At 59.0% G+C, this 18,018-nt stretch carries 11 protein-coding genes; 8 read left to right on the plus strand and 3 right to left on the minus strand.

All coding sequences use genetic code 11. From position 1 onward, the window contains the following. Window positions 1-58: 58 nt before the first annotated feature. Both pepB and sseB read left to right on the plus strand, forming a co-directional pair. The gene (gene pepB, locus ACMYSN_RS21425; RefSeq protein WP_462496094.1) at window positions 59-1,345 is read left to right on the plus strand and encodes an aminopeptidase PepB; all 1,287 of its coding nucleotides are present in this window, start codon (window positions 59-61) and stop codon (window positions 1,343-1,345) included. A gap of 79 nt (window positions 1,346-1,424) precedes the next feature. After that, window positions 1,425-2,201, plus strand: coding sequence for an enhanced serine sensitivity protein SseB (gene sseB, locus ACMYSN_RS21430; RefSeq protein ID WP_462496095.1), 777 nt, complete (start codon window positions 1,425-1,427; stop codon window positions 2,199-2,201). A gap of 33 nt (window positions 2,202-2,234) precedes the next feature. Here sseB and sseA read toward each other — a convergent pair whose 3' ends face one another. The 3 genes from sseA to ACMYSN_RS21445 form a co-directional block, all read right to left on the minus strand. Further along, window positions 2,235-3,083, minus strand: a complete 849-nt coding sequence (sseA, locus tag ACMYSN_RS21435) for a sulfurtransferase (protein WP_462496096.1) — start codon at window positions 3,081-3,083, stop codon at window positions 2,235-2,237. 122 nt (window positions 3,084-3,205) lie between these two features. Next, the gene (locus ACMYSN_RS21440; protein WP_462496097.1) at window positions 3,206-4,390 is read right to left on the minus strand and encodes a zinc-binding metallopeptidase family protein; all 1,185 of its coding nucleotides are present in this window, start codon (window positions 4,388-4,390) and stop codon (window positions 3,206-3,208) included. 36 nt (window positions 4,391-4,426) lie between these two features. Then, window positions 4,427-5,638, minus strand: coding sequence for a hypothetical protein (locus ACMYSN_RS21445; protein WP_462496098.1), 1,212 nt, complete (start codon window positions 5,636-5,638; stop codon window positions 4,427-4,429). A gap of 557 nt (window positions 5,639-6,195) precedes the next feature. Here ACMYSN_RS21445 and ACMYSN_RS21450 point away from each other — a divergent pair. The 6 genes from ACMYSN_RS21450 (at window position 6,196) to ispG (ending at window position 17,993) form a co-directional block, all read left to right on the plus strand. Beyond that, the gene (locus ACMYSN_RS21450; RefSeq protein WP_462496099.1) at window positions 6,196-11,142 is read left to right on the plus strand and encodes an alpha-2-macroglobulin family protein; all 4,947 of its coding nucleotides are present in this window, start codon (window positions 6,196-6,198) and stop codon (window positions 11,140-11,142) included. Beyond that, window positions 11,143-13,467 carry a penicillin-binding protein 1C gene (pbpC, locus tag ACMYSN_RS21455; RefSeq protein ID WP_462496100.1) on the plus strand — a complete coding sequence of 775 codons (2,325 nt, stop codon included), beginning with the start codon at window positions 11,143-11,145 and terminating at the stop codon, window positions 13,465-13,467. It begins immediately after the preceding gene. A 161-nt stretch (window positions 13,468-13,628) separates the two neighbouring features. Then, window positions 13,629-14,060, plus strand: coding sequence for a nucleoside-diphosphate kinase (gene ndk, locus ACMYSN_RS21460; protein WP_041146713.1), 432 nt, complete (start codon window positions 13,629-13,631; stop codon window positions 14,058-14,060). A 359-nt stretch (window positions 14,061-14,419) separates the two neighbouring features. Then, window positions 14,420-15,586, plus strand: coding sequence for a dual-specificity RNA methyltransferase RlmN (rlmN, locus tag ACMYSN_RS21465; protein WP_123755374.1), 1,167 nt, complete (start codon window positions 14,420-14,422; stop codon window positions 15,584-15,586). Between the two features lie 272 nt (window positions 15,587-15,858). Further along, window positions 15,859-16,845 carry a helix-turn-helix domain-containing protein gene (gene rodZ / locus ACMYSN_RS21470; RefSeq protein ID WP_462496101.1) on the plus strand — a complete coding sequence of 329 codons (987 nt, stop codon included), beginning with the start codon at window positions 15,859-15,861 and terminating at the stop codon, window positions 16,843-16,845. Between the two features lie 26 nt (window positions 16,846-16,871). Continuing rightward, entirely contained in the window at window positions 16,872-17,993 is a 1,122-nt protein-coding gene (gene ispG / locus ACMYSN_RS21475) for a flavodoxin-dependent (E)-4-hydroxy-3-methylbut-2-enyl-diphosphate synthase (RefSeq protein ID WP_123755372.1), read from the plus strand. The last annotated feature ends 25 nt before the right edge of the window (window positions 17,994-18,018 follow it).

An 18,018-nucleotide genomic window follows, 5' to 3' on the forward strand; every position in this document is an offset into this window, starting at 1 on the left:
CGAAAAAATTCTAACGGGCTGCCATGAGGTGGCCCGTTTGCTAATAAGGATGAAAAAAATGACAGAAGCCATGAAGATTACGCTGACGACTCAACCTGCCGATGCGCGTTGGGGCGAAAAAGCGACTTACAGCATTAATGATGACGGCATCACCCTGCATCTGAACGGTAAAGACGACCTGGGGTTGATTCAGCGCGCGGCGCGTAAGGTCGATGGTATGGGGATTAAGCATGTCGCGCTGAGCGGTGAAGGCTGGAATACCGACCGCGCATGGGCGTTCTGGGCCGGTTATAAAGGGCCGAAAGGTAGCCGCAAAGTCGAATGGCCGGCGCTGGACGACGCGCAGAAGAGCGAGCTGGACAGCCGCCTGACGATCATCGACTGGGTCCGTGACACCATTAACGCCCCGGCGGAAGATCTGGGGCCGGAACAGCTGGCGCAGCGTGCCGTCGATCTGTTGTGTGGCGTGGCCTGCGACAATGTCTCTTACCGCATCACCAAAGGCGAAGACCTGCGTGAACAGGGCTATCTCGGTCTGCATACCGTGGGTCGTGGCTCCGAGCGTCCGCCGGTGCTGCTGGCGCTGGATTACAACCCAACCGGCGATAAAGACGCGCCGGTGTATGCTTGCCTGGTCGGGAAAGGCATCACCTTTGATTCCGGCGGCTACAGCATCAAACAGAGCGCGTTCATGGACTCCATGAAGTCCGACATGGGCGGCGCAGCGACGGTCACCGGTGCGCTGGCATTCGCGATTACCCGCGGTCTGAACAAGCGCGTGAAGCTGTACCTGTGCTGCGCTGACAACCTGATCAGCGGTAACGCCTTCAAACTGGGCGACATTATTCGCTATCGTAACGGTAAGACCGTCGAGATCATGAATACCGACGCCGAAGGCCGTCTGGTCCTGGCCGATGGCCTGATCGATGCCTGCGCGCAGAAACCAGCGCTGATCATCGACGCGGCGACCCTGACCGGTGCGGCGAAAACCGCGCTCGGGAACGACTACCACGCGCTGTTCAGCTTCGATGACGAGCTGGCTAACCGTCTGCTGGCGAGCGCGCAGGCAGAAAATGAAGCCTTCTGGCGTCTGCCGCTGGCGGAATTCCACCGTGGTCAGCTGCCGTCTAACTTTGCCGAACTGAATAATACCGGCAGCGCCGCTTACCCGGCTGGCGCCAGCACGGCGGCAGGTTTCCTGTCTCATTTCGTTGAGAACTATCATCAGGGCTGGCTGCACATTGACTGCTCGGCAACCTACCGTAAATCCGCCGTTGAACAGTGGTCCGCTGGCGCGACCGGCCTCGGTGTACGTACGATTGCCAATCTGTTAACCGCTGAGTAAAAGTGCCGGGGCGATTGCCCTGACTCGTAGCCCCGGCCAGCGTTGCCGGGGCCATTTCGATTCTGATGTTGTGAGCATTATGTCCGAAACTAAAAATGAATTAGAAACCCTGCTGGAACAGGCGGCGATCGAACCGGGCCACCGTCCGGCATTTTTCCGTGTGCTGCTGGAATCCACCGTGTGGGTGCCCGGTGCGGCGGCGGAAGGCGAGGCGGTGGTTGAAGAGAGCGCCGTGGACTTACAGCATTGGGAGAAAGACGACGGGGCTTCGGTCATTCCGTTTTTCACCTCGCTGGAGGCCTTGCAGCAGGCGGTCACCAACGAGCAATCCTTTGTGGCGATGCCGGCACGTACGCTGTTTGCCATGACGCTTGGCGAAACGCTGTTCCTCAATGCCAGGCTGCCTACCGGCAAAGAGTTTATGCCCAATGAGATCAAGCATCTGCTGGAAGAAGAGGGCACACCGCTCAGTACGCAGACGGTGATTGAAGGCGGCGAATCGTTGCTGCTGTCAGAGGTTGCCGAGCCACCGGCGCAGATGATCGACTCATTGACGACGCTGTTTAAAACGCTCAAGACCGTCAGACGCGCGTATCTTTGTTCGATCAAGGACAGTGCAGAGGCACCGGCAAACCTGCTGATCGGCATTGAAGTGGAAGGCGACATTGAGGCGGTGATTCAGGCCACCGGCAGCGTGGCGACCGATACCTTACCTGGCGATGAGCCGGTTGATATCTGTCAGGTTGTCGAGGGCGAGAAAGGCATCAGCCATTTTATGATGGCCCATATCACGCCGTTTTATGAAAAGCGCTGGGGCAGCTTCCTGCGCGACTTCAAACAGAACCGCATTCTCTAAGATAACGGGGGCATCGCGCCCCCGTGATACTGTCTATTGCGCCGGCTCGATCGGCAGATCGCTCCGCGCACCCCATTCGCTCCATGAGCCGTCGTACAGGCAGACGCCGTTGACTCCCAGCGTGGTCAGCGCCAGCACGACCACCGCCGCCGTGACGCCCGAGCCGCAGCTGGCGATAATCGGTCGATCAAAATCCACGCCCTGGCGCAGGAAAATATCATTCAGCTCATCAACGGTTTTGAGCTCGCCGTTAATTACCAGATCGCCCCACGGCACGTTGAGCGCCCCGGGAATATGGCCGCGACGCAGCCCCGGGCGAGGTTCATCGGCCTGACCATTAAAGCGGGGGGCCGGACGCGCATCGACGATCTGCGCCGATCCCTCATGGCTAACCAGCAGCACATCGGTCAGACGTTTGATCACCAGTGGATCGAAGCGCCCGTCAAATTCACCTTCCGCCCGTTCAGGGATCCCTTGTTCCAGCAGGCGTTCCTCGCGCTGCCAGCCGGCCAGGCCGCCGGCAAGAATCGAGACGTTTGCCACACCAAAGGTGCGCAGCATCCACCACGCTCGCGGCGCTGAGAAGAGGTTGCCTTCGTCGTACACCACCAGATGTTTATCGCTGCTCACGCCCAGTTCACGCATGGCGACGGCGAATGCTTCCGCTCGCGGCATCATATGCGGCAGCGGGCTGGTGTGATCGGACAGGGCTTCAATATCGAAAAAGAGCGCTCCGGGAATATGGCCGGCGCGGTATTCCGCATCCATATCGCGCAACGCGTCCTGACCCGGCGGGGCCATTCGTGCATCGATTATTTGGATTTCCGGGTCATCAAGATGTTCCGCTAACCAGTCAGCGGCGACAAAAAACGAAGTGGACATGGCTGCCTCCGTGTCATCAATAATAGATAGATTGTTGATGTTTTTACGCTGACCGACAAGGCATTTTCACCGGAAGGCTACGGGAATGTGATACGCCCCCGAAGCGCTCCGGGGGCGGAATATCAAAACGCCTGCTGATGCAGATAGCGCCAGGCGTATTGCGCGTACAGCTCAGCGCCGTGTTTCATCACCTGCTCATCGATATTGAAGCAGCCGTGGTGGTGAGCGTAATCGCTGCCTTTCTCTGTATTGCCGCAGCCGAGCAGGGCAAAGCAGCCAGGGATATTCTGCATATAAAAGCTGAAATCCTCCCCGCCGGTGGTGGGGCGCTCGCTGAAAAGCGCCGTCTCGCCAAACGCATCACGGATCACCGACTGCGCCAGCAGGGCGCTGCGCGCCTCGTTGATCACCGGCAGCGTGCCGTAGTGGTAGTCGACCTGGACGGTCGCGCCATAGATTGCAGCGGTATGCTGGGCGTAGCGGGTAATCGCGTCTTCGAGCCGCTGGCGGGCTGCGAGACTGAAACAGCGTACCGTGCCTTCCAGCACCGCATTTTCCGCGATGACGTTAAAGCGTGTGCCGACCGTCATTTTGCCGATCGTGACCACCGCCGCGTCGAGCGGTGAAGTTTCGCGCGCCACGATGGCCTGCACATTCATCACGAACGCCGAGGCGACCACCGCGGCATCGACACAGGCCTCCGGCATTGAACCGTGGCCGCCGCGACCGCGAAAGGTGACGGTGAGTAAATCCGCGGAGGCGAACGACGATCCCACGTTGCAGGAGATGTTACCGGAGGGCGTACCGGACCAGATATGCAGACCAAAAATGTTATTGACGTTATCGAGCGCGCCCTGATCGATCATCGCTTTGGCACCTTCGGCGATCTCTTCCGCGGGTTGAAAAATCAACCGTACGTTACCGGGCATCTGCTCGCGAACGGTGTACAGCGCGCGGGCGGCGGTGAGCAGCATCGCGGTATGGGCATCATGCCCGCAGGCGTGCATTTTCCCTGGGGTCTGCGATCGATAGCTGAGCTTCTCGTTCAGCTCCAGCACCGGGAGCGCATCCATGTCGGCCCGTAAGGCGACCGTGTGGCCCGGTTTGCCGCCGCTAATGTCGGCAATCACCCCGGTTGGTACGGTACGACGGCAGGCGATGCCGATGGCCTGCAGTTCGTCGATGACGCGTTCGGTTGTCCGCTGCTCTTCCCAGGGCAGTTCCGGGTGAGCGTGCAAATCGCGACGCAGTGCAATCATGGCCTGCTCTTCGCGGGCGACGATTGCGGTAATATCAGGGTTAATCATAACGATACTCCATAAGCATAGTGATAATGGCCGGGCTTAGCCGATAGCAGGCGTCAGATAGCCCACCAGTAAGCCGGCCAGAATGACGGAGACGATGGTGACGGAGATAAACCCGCCGACCAGCATGGGACCCAGCATGTGTTGCGTGAGGATCTGGCGCTCTTTTTCATCCTGGGTGAGGGCGTTAATGGCTTCGTTGGTGATGATGTAATCCGCCGGGAAGCCATACAGCGCGGTCAGCGAGATGGCAAAGGACATGGCGCCGCTCACGCCGAGCGCTTTGCCCACCAGCCAGGAGACGATATACATGCCGACTATCGCGGTCGCGATCAGTGCTAGCATCGGATAAAGCAGGCGCAGCAGCATCTCCGGGGTCGCTTTGTTCAAGGAATCAAAGATAAACAGCATCAAGGCCATGACCGCGAAGCCGAAGCCGTTGGCCTTGTGCAGCGTATGCTTTTCGAGGAACCCCAGCGAGGTGAAGACCACGCCAAAAAACAGGCTCAGGACGAACGGACTGATGCTGACCCACGGTTTGGCCAGGTCCGACACGAACCAGGCCAGGCAGGCCACTATCGCCAGGCGCAGGAATTTAAAATAGGCGGTGTTGTAGCTGGTGGGAATACGGCGAAACAACCGCGGCATGGTCTCCTCACCGGGGGCGAGGAGCGTCGGGTCTCCGTCAGCGTGCGCGGGACGATAGTCGCCGCTACGGTAGCGCGCCAACAGCGCTTTCCCTTCGCGCTGCAGCATAATGGCGGTCAGGGGATAGCCGGCAAAGCCCTGCATGACGTACATCAGAATAGCCAGCACCGACAGGTCGACCAAACCGGCATTGCTGGCGCCCTGCGACATGATCAGCGAAGAGACCACGCCACCCACCAGCGGCGGAATGGTCACCAGCGCGGTGTTGTGATCGAACAGCATCAGGCTCACCGCAAAGACGGCCACCGTTATCCCGGCAATGCCGGCAAGCGAGATGATCACCGTTTTCCACTGCCGCATCAGCTCCCTCAGCGAGAGCAGCGTGCCCATATTGGTGATCAGCAGATACATCATCAGTAGCGCGACGGAGGTATTGATCCCCGCCTGGCTAATAATATCGGCGGGGAAAAAGGTCCAGTAGCCGGTGAGAAACAGCACCGCGCAGACAAAAACGGAGGGGATCCAGGCTTTCGTGCGGGTAGAAATAACATCGCCCGCATATAAAATAAAAATAATAAGAAAAAGTGCGACCATTTGTGGCATAAATAAATCTCGTGTTATTTATTTCATTTATTAATATGGAGCAGCGTGATGTTGCGCCATTTATTTCGCCCGCGGAACGTGCGGCAGGTTTCATCACTACCGAATGTATTACGGGGCATCGGTATTCCGGAATACCTGCACTCTTTCAGGCTACCGTGCAGATATCACCATGGGGCATGTGGTGCTTGCACGTAGCAACGCCGTTCTGCGCTCGGGTAACCAGCAATAAGAAGTATGACGGTATAGCATTGAAATAAGATAATGCTGCAATATTGTCAAATTATATTCACGTGCAGTCGTTAATTTCAGAATTAATCTTTCTGTTATCAGGAATGAAATTAACGGGACATCACCCGGCAGCGGTGGATTATTTAATTATGCTGTTTATCGCCGTGGGCATTATCAGGCTGTTCTTTGCTGGCGAGGCGTCACCTGTTTGCGGGGGCACTGGCTGTTGAACCGGCTGAAGAAAGTGTCCCCGATTGGTAATTCTGTCGCCGACGCATGATAATGAATGCACGATAGGTATCTGGCTGTTTGGGCCAAGGGGTTAAAGGATGAAACCATTTCGTTTAGCGGCAGTGTCGCTGGCGCTGCTGACCGCACTCTCACTCACCGGGTGTGACGACAGCAGTAAAACAGAGGCCGTCGCGCCTGCGGCGTCGCCCGCGGCGAAGGAAGAAGGGACTAAACTTGATAGCACCCAGCTGGCGGCGCTGGCGGAAAAAAGCAAAGGCAAGGCGCTGACCCTGCTCGATGCCTCGGAGCTCCAGCTGGATGGCGCCGCGGCGCTGGTGCTGACATTTTCCGTGCCGTTGAAGCCGGATCAGGATTTCTCTCGCAGCGTGCACCTGGTCGATAAAAAAAGCGGCAAGGTTGACGGTGCCTGGGAACTCTCGCCTGACCTGAAAACGCTGCGGCTGCGCCACCTTGAGCCCAAACGCGAGCTGATTGTCTCTGTCGATCCGACGCTGGTGGCCCTGAATGCGGCAACCTTCGATACTTCATTTGAAAAAACCATCACCACCCGCGATATTGCTCCCAGCGTAGGCTTTGCCAGCCGCGGTTCGCTGCTGCCGGGTAAAGTGGTGGCCGGGCTGCCGGTGATGGCGCTGAACGTGGATAACGTCGACGTTAATTTTTACCGCGTCAAACCTGAATCGCTGTCGGCGTTCGTCAGCCAGTGGGAGTACCGCAATTCGTTGAGTAACTGGGAATCCGACGAACTGCTGAAAATGGCCGAGCTGGTTTACACCGGGCGCTTCGACCTTAACCCGGCGCGTAATACCCGCGAGAAACTGCTGCTGCCGCTGGCGGATATTCAACCGTTACAGCAGCCAGGCGTCTATGTGGCGGTGATGAACCCGGCGGGGCGCTATAGCTATAGCAATGCCGCGACCCTGTTTACGCTGAGCGATATCGGCGTGTCGGCGCACCGCTACCATAACCGGCTGGACGTCTTTACCCAGAGCCTGGAAAACGGCGCGGCGCAATCCGATATCGAGGTACAGCTGCTGAATACCAAAGGGCAGACGCTGGCCCAGGCGAAAAGTGACGGCCAGGGTCACGTGACGCTGCAAACCGATAAAGACGCGGCGCTGCTGCTGGCCCGCAAAGAGGGCCAGACGACGCTGCTGGATCTCAAGCTTCCCGCGCTGGATCTGGCCGAGTTCTCGATTGCCGGTGCGCCAGGATTCAGCAAACAGTTCTTTATGTTTGGCCCGCGCGATCTCTACCGCCCGGGTGAGACGGTTATCCTCAACGCGCTGCTGCGTGACGGCGACGGTAAACCGCTGGCCGAGCAGCCGGTAAAACTGGAAGTGGTTCAGCCGGATGGCCAGGTAATCCGTTCGCAGGTCAGCAAGCCGGTCAACGGCCTGTATCAGTTTACTTACCCGCTCAGTAGCGATGCGGCTACCGGCATGTGGCACGTTCGCGCCAGCACCGGCGACAACCAGCCGCGCGAATGGGATTTCCACGTCGAAGACTTTATGCCGGAACGCATGGCGTTGAATCTGACGCCGCAAAACGCGCCGCTCGCCCCGAATGCCGACGTCCGCTTTGCGGTGGCTGGAGCCTATTTGTACGGCGCCCCGGCAAGCGGCAACCAGCTGCAGGGCAAGCTGTTCCTGCGTCCGTTGCGTGACGCGGTGAGCGCTCTGCCGGGCTTCCAGTTTGGCGATATTGCGGAGGAAAACCTCTCCCGGAGCCTCGATGAAGTCCAGATGACGCTGGACGAAAAAGGGCATGGTGAAGTGACCACCGCCAGCCAGTGGCAGGAGAGCCATTCACCGTTGCAGGTGATCCTCCAGGCCAGCCTGCTGGAATCCGGCGGTCGTCCGGTCACCCGTACCGTGCAACAAGCGATCTGGCCTGCGGATACCCTGCCGGGGATCCGTCCCGAATTTACCCTCAAAGATGTCTATGACTACCGCACCGACAGCACCGTGAAACAGTCGGTGGTGGATGAAAACAGCTTCGCCGCGTTTGACGTTGTCTATGCCGACGCCAAAGGCGAGAAAAAAGCGGTCTCCGGCCTGCAGGTTCGCCTGATTCGCGAGCGTCGCGACTACTACTGGAACTGGTCAGACAGCGAAGGCTGGCAGTCGCAGTTTGATCAAAAAGATCTGCAGGAAGGCGAAACCTCGCTGGATATTCCGGCCGGGCAAACCGCGAAGGTGAGCTTCCCGGTGGAATGGGGCTCTTATCGACTGGAGGTCAAAGGCCCGAATGATTCGGTCAGCAGCGTGCGTTTCTGGGCAGGCTACAGCTGGCAGGATAACAGTGACGGTACCGGGGCGGCGCGTCCGGATCGGGTCACCATGAAGCTGGATAAAGCCGCCTACAAACCCGGCGATACCATCAAGCTGCAGATCGCCGCGCCTGCCGCGGGCAAAGGCTATGCCATGGTTGAATCCAGCGAAGGCCCGCTGTGGTGGCAGGAGATCGACGTTCCGGCAAGCGGAATGGCGCTGTCGATTCCGGTTGATAAAACCTGGAACCGTCACGACCTTTATCTCAGCACGCTGGTGATTCGTCCCGGAGATAAATCCCGTTCCGCAACGCCGAAACGGGCGGTTGGCCTGCTGCATCTGCCGTTGGGCGACGAAAACCGTCGTCTGAACCTGGCGCTGGAGGCTCCTGAAAAGATGCGTCCGAATCAGCCGCTGACGGTGAAAGTCAAAGCCAACGTGCAGCAGGGCGACGTGCCAAAACAGGTGAACCTCCTGCTCTCTGCCGTGGATAGCGGCGTGTTAAATATTACCGATTACGCGACGCCGGACCCGTGGAATGCCTTCTTCGGTCAGAAACGCTATGGCGCGGATATTTATGATATCTACGGCCAGGTCATTGAGGGTCAGGGGCGTCTTGCCAGCCTGCGCTTCGGCGGCGACGGCGACGAGCTTAAACGCGGCGGTAAACCTCCGGTGAACCACGTCACTATTATTGCCCAGCAGGCGCAGCCGGTGGTGCTTAATGAGCAGGGCGAAGGTGAGGTCACGCTGCCGATTGGCGACTTTAACGGTGAACTGCGGGTTATGGCGCAGGCGTGGACCGCCGATGACTTTGGCAGCAGCGACCAGAAGGTGGTGGTCGCCGCGCCGGTGATCGCGGAGCTAAACACGCCACGCTTCCTCGCCAGCGGCGACACGACCCGGCTGGCGCTGGATCTCAGTAACCTGACCGACCGGCCGCAAACCCTGAACGTTGCACTGAACGCCGGCGGTCTGCTACAGCTCGATGGCGGGGCCATCCCACCGGTACAGCTGGCTCCCGGCGCCCGCAGCACATTGTTTATTCCGGTGAGCGCGCGGGAAGGTTTCGGCGATGGTCAGGTGAACGCCACCATCGACGGTCTGAATCTGCCGGGCGAGACGTTCGCTGCCATCCAGAAACAGTGGAAGATTGGTGTGCGTCCGGCTTTCCCGGCACAAACGGTAAACAGCGGCGTGGTGCTGCAGCCGGGAGAGCAGTGGCTGGTTCCGGCCACGCAAACCCAGGGCTTCTCGCCGGCGACCCTCCAGGGGCAGTTGGTGCTTAGCGGCAAGCCGCCGCTTAACCTGGCACGCTATATCCGCGAGCTGAAAGCTTACCCGTATGGCTGCCTGGAGCAGACCGCCAGCGGGCTGTTCCCGTCGCTTTACACCAATGCCGCGCAGCTAAAAACGTGGGGTATTGTCGGTGACAGCGATGAGAAACGCCGCGCGGCGGTGGAGATCGGCATCTCCCGCCTGCTGAATATGCAGCGTGCTGACGGGGGTTTCGCCCTGTGGGACAAAGAAGGGCCGGAGGAGTATTGGCTGACCGCCTATGCGATGGATTTCCTCGTACGCGCGGGCGAGCAGGGCTATAGCGTGCCGACTCAGGCGTTGAATAACGGTAATCAGCGGATGCTGCGTTACCTGCAGGAGCCGGGTCTGATGACCGTGCGTTACAGCGATGATACCGCGGCCAGCCGTTTCGCCGCCCAGGCCTATGCGGCGCTGGTGCTGGCGCGTCAGCAAAAAGCTCCACTGGGTGCACTGCGTGAAATCTGGAACCGGCATGAGCAGGCGCGTTCCGGCCTGTCGCTGTTGCAGCTGGGGATCGCCCTGAAAGCGATGGGGGATGCCCCGCGCGGCGATCGGGCGCTGGAGCTGGCGATGACCACTCCGCGTGAGGATCAGAACCGCTGGCTTGGCGATTATGGCAGCGCGTTGCGCGACGATGCGCTGAAGCTGTCGCTGCTGGAGGAGAACAAGCTGTTGCCGGAAGCGCAGACCCGCTTGCTGAGCACGCTGGCAGAAGAGGCCTACGGTCAGCGCTGGCTCTCCACCCAGGAGACCAACGCCCTGTTCCTCGCAGGCCGGACGCTGCAGAATTTGCCCGGCAACTGGCAGGCGCAGACCTCGCTGCAGGCGCAGCCGCTCTCCGCGGATAAACCGCTGACCCAAAACCTGAGCGCCGATCGTCTGGCAACCCTGCAGGTCAGCAACACCGGGAATCAACCACTGTGGCTGCGCGTTGACAGCAGCGGTTATCCGCTTAGCGCGCCGCAGCCGGCGGGGAACGTGCTGGGCATCGAGCGCCATATTTTCGATACCCATGGTCAGCAGAAATCGCTGAGCTCGCTACGCAGCGGTGAACTGGTGCTGGTGAAACTTGAAGTGACTGCCAGCAGAAACGTGCCGGATGCGCTGGTGGTGGATCTGCTGCCGGCGGGGCTGGAGCTGGAAAACCAGAACCTGGCGAACAGCAGCGCCAGCCTGCAGGAGAATGGCGAAGGGGTGCAGAACCTGCTGAACCAGATGCAGCAGGCGGATATTCAGCATATCGAATTCCGCGACGATCGCTTTGTCGCCGCGGTGGCTATTAATGAAGGGCAGCCGGTCACGCTGGTGTATCTGGCCCGGGCGGTAACGCCAGGAACATATCAGGTCCCGCAACCGCAGGTGGAATCCATGTATGTTCCGCAATGGCGGGCAACCGGCGCGGCCAGCGGCCCGCTGGTTATTACACCGTAAATGCGCTGGTGGTTGCGCATATCCCGCCGCTGGCGCTGGCTGGCGGCGGGCATCGTTATGCTTTGGCTGGCGGTACTGGCCGCCGACCGTCTGTGGCCGCTACCGCTCAATGAGGTGGTGCCGGCCCGGGTGGTGGTGGCAGAAGACGGCACGCCACTGTGGCGGTTCGCCGATAGCCAGGGCGTCTGGCGCTATCCGGTGACCCTGAAGGATGTGTCACCGCACTATCTTCAGGCGCTGATCCAGTATGAAGATCGCTGGTTCTGGCGTCATCCGGGCGTTAACCCGTTGTCGGTGCTGCGCGCCGCCTGGCAGGATATGCACGCCGGGCGGGTGATCTCCGGCGGCAGTACGCTGACCATGCAGGTCGCCCGTCTGCTCGACCCTCATCCCCGTACTTTCGGCGGCAAGCTGCGCCAGCTATGGCGTGCGCTGCAGCTGGAGTGGCACCTGTCAAAAAGCGATATTCTGACCCTGTACCTGAATCGTGCCCCCTTTGGCGGTACGCTTCAGGGGATTGGTGCCGCCAGCTGGGCCTATCTCGGGAAACCACCGGCGCAGCTGAGCTATGGCGAGGCGGCGCTGCTGGCGGTGCTGCCGCAGGCGCCGAGCCGCTTACGTCCTGATCGCTGGCCGCAGCGGGCTCAGGCTGCCCGGGATAAGGTTCTGGAGAGACTACGCACTCAAGGCATCTGGCCTGACAGCGCGGTGCGGGAAGCGAAAGAAGAGCCGGTCTGGCTGTTCCCGCGGCAGATGCCGCAGCTGGCGCCGCTTTTCTCGCGTCGTATGCTGGCGAGTAGCCGCGAGGAAAAAGTGGTGACCACCCTGGATGCCGGGCTTCAGAGGCAGCTGGAAGATCTGGCCCTCAACTGGAAATCACGGCTGCCGCCGCGCAGCTCGCTGGCGATGGTGGTGGTCGACCATACCAACATGCGCGTGCGTGGTTGGGTGGGGTCGGCGGATATCACCGACGATAGCCGTTTCGGCCATATCGACATGGTGTCGGCGGTTCGCTCCCCGGGTTCGGTATTAAAACCTTTTGTCTACGGTATGGCGCTGGATGACGGGCTGATTCATCCGGCCTCGCTGTTGCAGGATGTTCCGCGGCGTTTTAGCGATTATCGCCCGGGAAATTTTGACAGCGGCTTTCATGGCCCGGTCAGCGCCAGCGACGCGTTGGTGCGCTCGCTGAATTTGCCGGCGGTGCAGGTGCTTGAAGCCTACGGGCCGAAGCGCTTTGCCGCTACCTTACGCAACGCCGGTCTGCCGCTGATGCTACCGACGGGCGCTGAGCCAAACCTGTCGCTGATCCTCGGTGGGGCGGGGGCGAGGCTGGAGGATATCGTTGCGGGCTACAGCGCCTTCGCCCGCCACGGCAAGGCCGCGCGGCTGCGGATGACGCCGGATGCGCCGTTGGTGGAAAGGCCACTACTGTCGCCGGGCGCGGCGTGGATCGTCCGACGGATCCTGGCCGGTGAAGCGCAGCCGGTGCCGGATGCCTCTTTGCCACAGGTGGTGCCGCTGGCGTGGAAAACCGGCACCAGCTACGGCTATCGCGATGCCTGGGCGATTGGCGTGAACGCCCGGTATCTGATCGGTATCTGGACCGGCAGGCCGGACGGTACGCCGGTGGTGGGGCAGTTTGGTTTTGCCAGTGCGGTGCCGTTGTTAAATCAGGTCAATAATATGCTGCTGGCGCGGCCGATGAAGGGGCGCGGCGGGTTGCCCGTCGACCCGCGACCTGAGTCGGTTAGCGCGGCGACGATCTGCTGGCCGGGCGGGCAGAGCCTGGCGGCGGGAGACAACAACTGCCGTCGGCGGCTGGCGACATGGCTGCTGGACGGCAGCCAGCCGCCGACGCTGTTGCTTCCGGGTCAGGAGGGAACTCGCGGCATTCGCTTCCCGGTATGGACTGATGAGCAAGGACGACGCGTGGCGGCAGACTGCCCCGGCGCCGTCGAGCGGCGGGTCGATGTCTGGCCGCTGCCGCTTGAACCCTGGCTGCCGGCGAGCGAGCGGCGTGCTGCCCGGCTGGGGCCGGTCTCTGCGAGTTGTCCGCCGCCGCAGGTCTCGGATGTCGCCCCGCTGGTGCTGACCGGCGTGGGGGATGGCGCGGTGATCAAACGCCTGCCGGGGGCAGCTCGGGTGATGCTGTCGTTGCAGACAAGCGGTGGAGAAGGGCGGCGCTGGTGGTTCCTGAATGGTGAACCGCAGACGGCGTCCGGCACCAGTGCAACCTTGCCATTGGAACAACCCGGCCGCTATCAGCTGGTGGTGATGGAGGAAAGTGGCCAGATCGCTACCGCCAGTTTCACGCTGCAATAAGTGGAATTTGCATTTATTGGCTGGATTTGTTGTTTAAGGTCGCTTTTTTTTAAAAAAATGTTACCTAAACACATAGGCAACGGCGGCAGATGATGATTATAATTCGCGCCGTATTTATCGGTCTCATCTGCGAAACAGAACAACATATATAAGAGGTTATCATGGCTATTGAACGTACTTTTTCCATCATCAAACCAAACGCGGTGGCAAAAAACGTTATTGGCGGCATCTTTTCTCGCTTTGAAGCTGCAGGGTTTAAAATTGTCGGCACCAAAATGCTGCATCTGACCGTTGAGCAGGCTCGTGGCTTCTATGCTGAGCACGAAGGTCGCCCGTTCTTCGACGGTCTGGTTGAGTTCATGACCTCTGGCCCGATCGTTGTTTCCGTCCTGGAAAGCGAAAATGCCGTGCAGCGTCACCGTGACCTGCTGGGCGCTACCAACCCGGACAACGCTCTGGCGGGCACCCTGCGCGCTGACTACGCGGACAGCTTCACCGAGAACGGCACCCACGGTTCCGATTCTGTTGAGTCTGCGGCTCGCGAAATCGCGTTCTTCTTTGCTGAAGGCGAGGTTTGCCCGCGCACTCGCTAATCCTCGTCGTCTTTTCGGCCGTCGCTGTGTTGGCTTCGCGCGTTCACCCCGGTCACATAGTTATCTATGTTCCCGGGGATTTACTTGCTCGCCGCCTTGCGACAATCGAAAAGCCATAGAGGATTAAGTCTGCGGCAGCAGACTTTTTTATCTCCTCGTCGTCTTTTCGATAATCGGAGAGGCGTAGAGGATTAAGTACGCCGTAACAGATTTTTTCATCATTGCCGCGTGCAAACGTGGTATTGATACGCCAGAATTTGTACAATGCAGCGCCCCTGAACGAGCACTCGTTCTCAGGGGCGTTTCTTTTTTCAACCCTCCTGGGGCCATAACGTGTAACAACGAGGCCGGAATCGATTATGTCTGAACATATTGTCACACCTGATAACGCCGCTCTGCCGGTGCCGAACAAAGATGCCAAAATCAACCTGCTGGATCTGAACCGCCAGCAGATGCGCGAGTTTTTCAAAAACATGGGCGAAAAGCCTTTCCGCGCCGATCAGGTGATGAAATGGATGTATCACTATTGCAGCGATGATTTTGATGATATGACCGATATCAACAAAGTGCTGCGCAACAAACTCAAAGAAGTCGCGGAGATCCGCGCGCCGGAAGTCGTCGAAGAGCAACGCTCCAGCGACGGCACCATCAAATGGGCGATTGCCGTTGGCGATCAGCGCGTTGAGACGGTCTATATTCCGGAAGACGATCGCGCCACTCTGTGCGTCTCGTCGCAAGTCGGATGCGCATTAGAGTGTAAATTCTGCTCGACGGCACAGCAGGGCTTTAACCGTAACCTGCGGGTGTCGGAAATCATCGGCCAGGTCTGGCGCGCGGCGAAAATCGTCGGTGCGGCCAAAATTACCGGCCAGCGCCCGATTACTAACGTGGTGATGATGGGGATGGGCGAGCCGCTGCTGAACCTGACCAACGTGGTACCGGCGATGGAAATCATGCTTGATGACTTCGGTTTTGGCCTGTCAAAACGTCGCGTCACGCTGTCTACCTCTGGCGTCGTGCCGGCACTGGATAAGCTTGGCGATATGATCGATGTGGCGCTGGCGATCTCCCTGCACGCGCCAAACGATACGATTCGCGATGAGATCGTGCCGATCAACAAAAAGTACAACATTGAGACTTTCCTGAACTCGGTTCGCGGCTATATTTCTAAATCCAACGCCAACCAGGGTCGCGTCACCATTGAGTACGTAATGCTCGATCACGTAAACGATGGCACCGAGCATGCGCATGAACTGGCTGCGCTGTTGAAAGATACGCCGTGCAAGATCAACCTGATCCCATGGAACCCGTTCCCGGGCGCGCCGTATGGCCGTAGCTCCAACAGCCGTATCGACCGTTTCTCCAAGGTCCTGATGGATTATGGTTTCACCACCATCGTCCGTAAAACCCGCGGAGACGACATCGATGCCGCCTGCGGTCAGCTGGCCGGCGACGTTATCGACCGTACCAAACGTACGATGCGTAAACGTATGCAGGGTGAAGCGATTGAAGTGAAAACGGTCTGATAAATAACGCAGCGCGCGTGATAAAGCGCGTGCTGCGTATTTAAGCCTAATCGCCAGGCGAAATACGCCAGTTCAGGCAATAATTACGGTGCGTTTCTGTCGACTTTGAGGCAGTATGTAGCGGCACTACAACCGCTTAGCATGCAGTATTGATAAGTATATGTGAGAGTTAGCCAGGCGGATTTATACTCATTGTATGTCGTTTAGCAGATGTTTCGCGGCGCGGGTCTGACCGGCGCTGAACTTTAAATTCACGAACCAGTAGTTGTCGAATGAATACTGAAGCCACTCAAGACCATCAAGAAGCAAATACCACGGGCGCGCGTCTGCGTAATGCCCGCGAACAACTCGGACTCAGCCAGCAAGCGGTGGCTGAGCGCTTATGCCTGAAAGTGTCCACGGTTCGTGACATCGAAGACGATAAGGCGCCTGCCGATCTGGCTTCCACCTTCCTGCGCGGTTATATCCGCTCCTATGCGCGTCTTGTCCACATCCCGGAAGAAGAACTGTTGCCGATGATGGCAAAACAGGCCCCGATCCGTGCGGCAAAAGTTGCGCCGATGCAGAGCTTCTCGCTGGGCAAGCGCCGTAAAAAGCGTGACGGCTGGCTGATGAGCTTCACCTGGCTGGTACTGTTCGTGGTGATTGGCCTCAGCGGCGCCTGGTGGTGGCAAGACCATAAAGCGCAGCAGGCAGAGATTACGTCTATGGCCGACCAGTCGACCGCGGAGTTAAACGCCGGCGACAGCAACCAGAATATTCCGCTGGATACCGGAGCAAGTAGCACTGCGCCGGACAACGCAGGTGACATCGCCAATAGCGCACCGGTTGATACCACCCCAGCGCCAGCGGCCACCGCCCAGGCGCCGGTAGACAACAACGCTGTAGTGGCGCCGTCTCAGGCCAATGTGGATACTGCCGCAGCGACACCGGCTCCGACCACGCCGCTGCCAACTAACCCGGCTGATGCTACCGCAACCGCGGCAACCGCGGCAGCCGCTCAGGACCTGGTGCTGAACTTTTCCGCTGATTGCTGGCTGGAAGTCAGCGATGCGACCGGCAAAAAACTGTTCAGCGGTTTACAGCGTAAGGGCGGTAATCTGAACCTCAGCGGTCAGGCACCTTACAAACTGAAAATCGGTGCTCCGGCAGCCGTACAGATTCAGTATCTGGGTAAACCCGTCGATTTAAGTCGTTTTATCAGAACTAACCAGGTTGCGCGTCTGACCCTTAGTGCCGAACCAACTGCGGCGCAGTAACAGACGGGTAACGCGGGAGATTTTTCATGCATAACCAGGCTCCGATTCAACGTAGAAAATCGAAACGTATTTACGTTGGGAATGTGCCGATTGGCGATGGTGCCCCCATCGCCGTCCAGTCGATGACCAATACGCGCACCACCGATGTGGAAGCGACAGTAAATCAAATCAAAGCATTAGAACGCGTTGGCGCGGATATTGTCCGCGTCTCGGTGCCGACGATGGATGCGGCAGAAGCGTTCAGGCTCATCAAACAACAGGTCAATGTACCGCTGGTCGCCGATATCCACTTTGATTACCGTATCGCCCTGAAAGTGGCGGAGTACGGTGTGGATTGCCTGCGTATCAACCCGGGCAACATCGGCAACGAAGAGCGTATCCGCACGGTAGTGGATTGTGCTCGCGATAAAAATATTCCGATCCGTATCGGCGTCAACGCCGGTTCGCTGGAAAAAGATCTGCAGGAAAAATACGGTGAACCGACGCCGCAGGCGCTGCTGGAATCAGCGATGCGCCACGTCGATCATCTCGATCGTCTGAACTTCGATCAATTCAAGGTCAGCGTGAAGGCGTCGGATGTGTTCCTGGCCGTTGAATCGTATCGTCTGCTGGCGAAGCAGATCGATCAGCCGCTGCACCTCGGGATCACCGAAGCCGGTGGCGCGCGCAGTGGCGCGGTGAAGTCGGCGATCGGTCTCGGTCTGCTGCTCAATGAAGGGATCGGCGACACGCTGCGCGTTTCGCTGGCGGCGGATCCTGTTGAAGAGATCAAGGTTGGATTCGATATCCTGAAATCTCTGCGCATTCGCGCCCGCGGCATTAACTTTATCGCCTGCCCAACCTGCTCCCGTCAGGAATTTGACGTGATCGGCACCGTCAATGCGCTGGAACAGCGCCTGGAAGACATCATCACGCCGATGGATATTTCAATTATCGGCTGTGTGGTGAACGGTCCTGGCGAAGCGCTGGTATCGACGCTCGGGGTGACCGGCGGCAATAAAAAAAGCGGCCTGTATGAAGACGGTGTGCGCAGAGACCGACTGGATAACGACGATATGATCGATCAGCTGGAAGCGCGTATCCGTGCCAAAGCCTCGATGCTCGATGAAGCGCGTCGTATCGACGTTCAGCAGGTCGAAGAGAAATAATCTGGGGCGGTATATCACTTCCCGT

The organism is Klebsiella sp. R445, from assembly GCF_051131755.1.
Lineage (GTDB): Bacteria > Pseudomonadota > Gammaproteobacteria > Enterobacterales > Enterobacteriaceae > Klebsiella > Klebsiella lignicola.

Coding starts and splice junctions, on each gene's coding strand:
- pepB (WP_462496094.1), top strand. CDS start 59: ATGACAGAAGCCATGAAGATTACGCTGACGACTCAACCTGCCGATGCG.
- sseB (WP_462496095.1), top strand. CDS start 1,425: ATGTCCGAAACTAAAAATGAATTAGAAACCCTGCTGGAACAGGCGGCG.
- sseA (WP_462496096.1), bottom strand. CDS start 3,083: ATGTCCACTTCGTTTTTTGTCGCCGCTGACTGGTTAGCGGAACATCTT.
- ACMYSN_RS21440 (WP_462496097.1), bottom strand. CDS start 4,390: ATGATTAACCCTGATATTACCGCAATCGTCGCCCGCGAAGAGCAGGCC.
- ACMYSN_RS21445 (WP_462496098.1), bottom strand. CDS start 5,638: ATGCCACAAATGGTCGCACTTTTTCTTATTATTTTTATTTTATATGCG.
- ACMYSN_RS21450 (WP_462496099.1), top strand. CDS start 6,196: ATGAAACCATTTCGTTTAGCGGCAGTGTCGCTGGCGCTGCTGACCGCA.
- pbpC (WP_462496100.1), top strand. CDS start 11,143: ATGCGCTGGTGGTTGCGCATATCCCGCCGCTGGCGCTGGCTGGCGGCG.
- ndk (WP_041146713.1), top strand. CDS start 13,629: ATGGCTATTGAACGTACTTTTTCCATCATCAAACCAAACGCGGTGGCA.
- rlmN (WP_123755374.1), top strand. CDS start 14,420: ATGTCTGAACATATTGTCACACCTGATAACGCCGCTCTGCCGGTGCCG.
- rodZ (WP_462496101.1), top strand. CDS start 15,859: ATGAATACTGAAGCCACTCAAGACCATCAAGAAGCAAATACCACGGGC.
- ispG (WP_123755372.1), top strand. CDS start 16,872: ATGCATAACCAGGCTCCGATTCAACGTAGAAAATCGAAACGTATTTAC.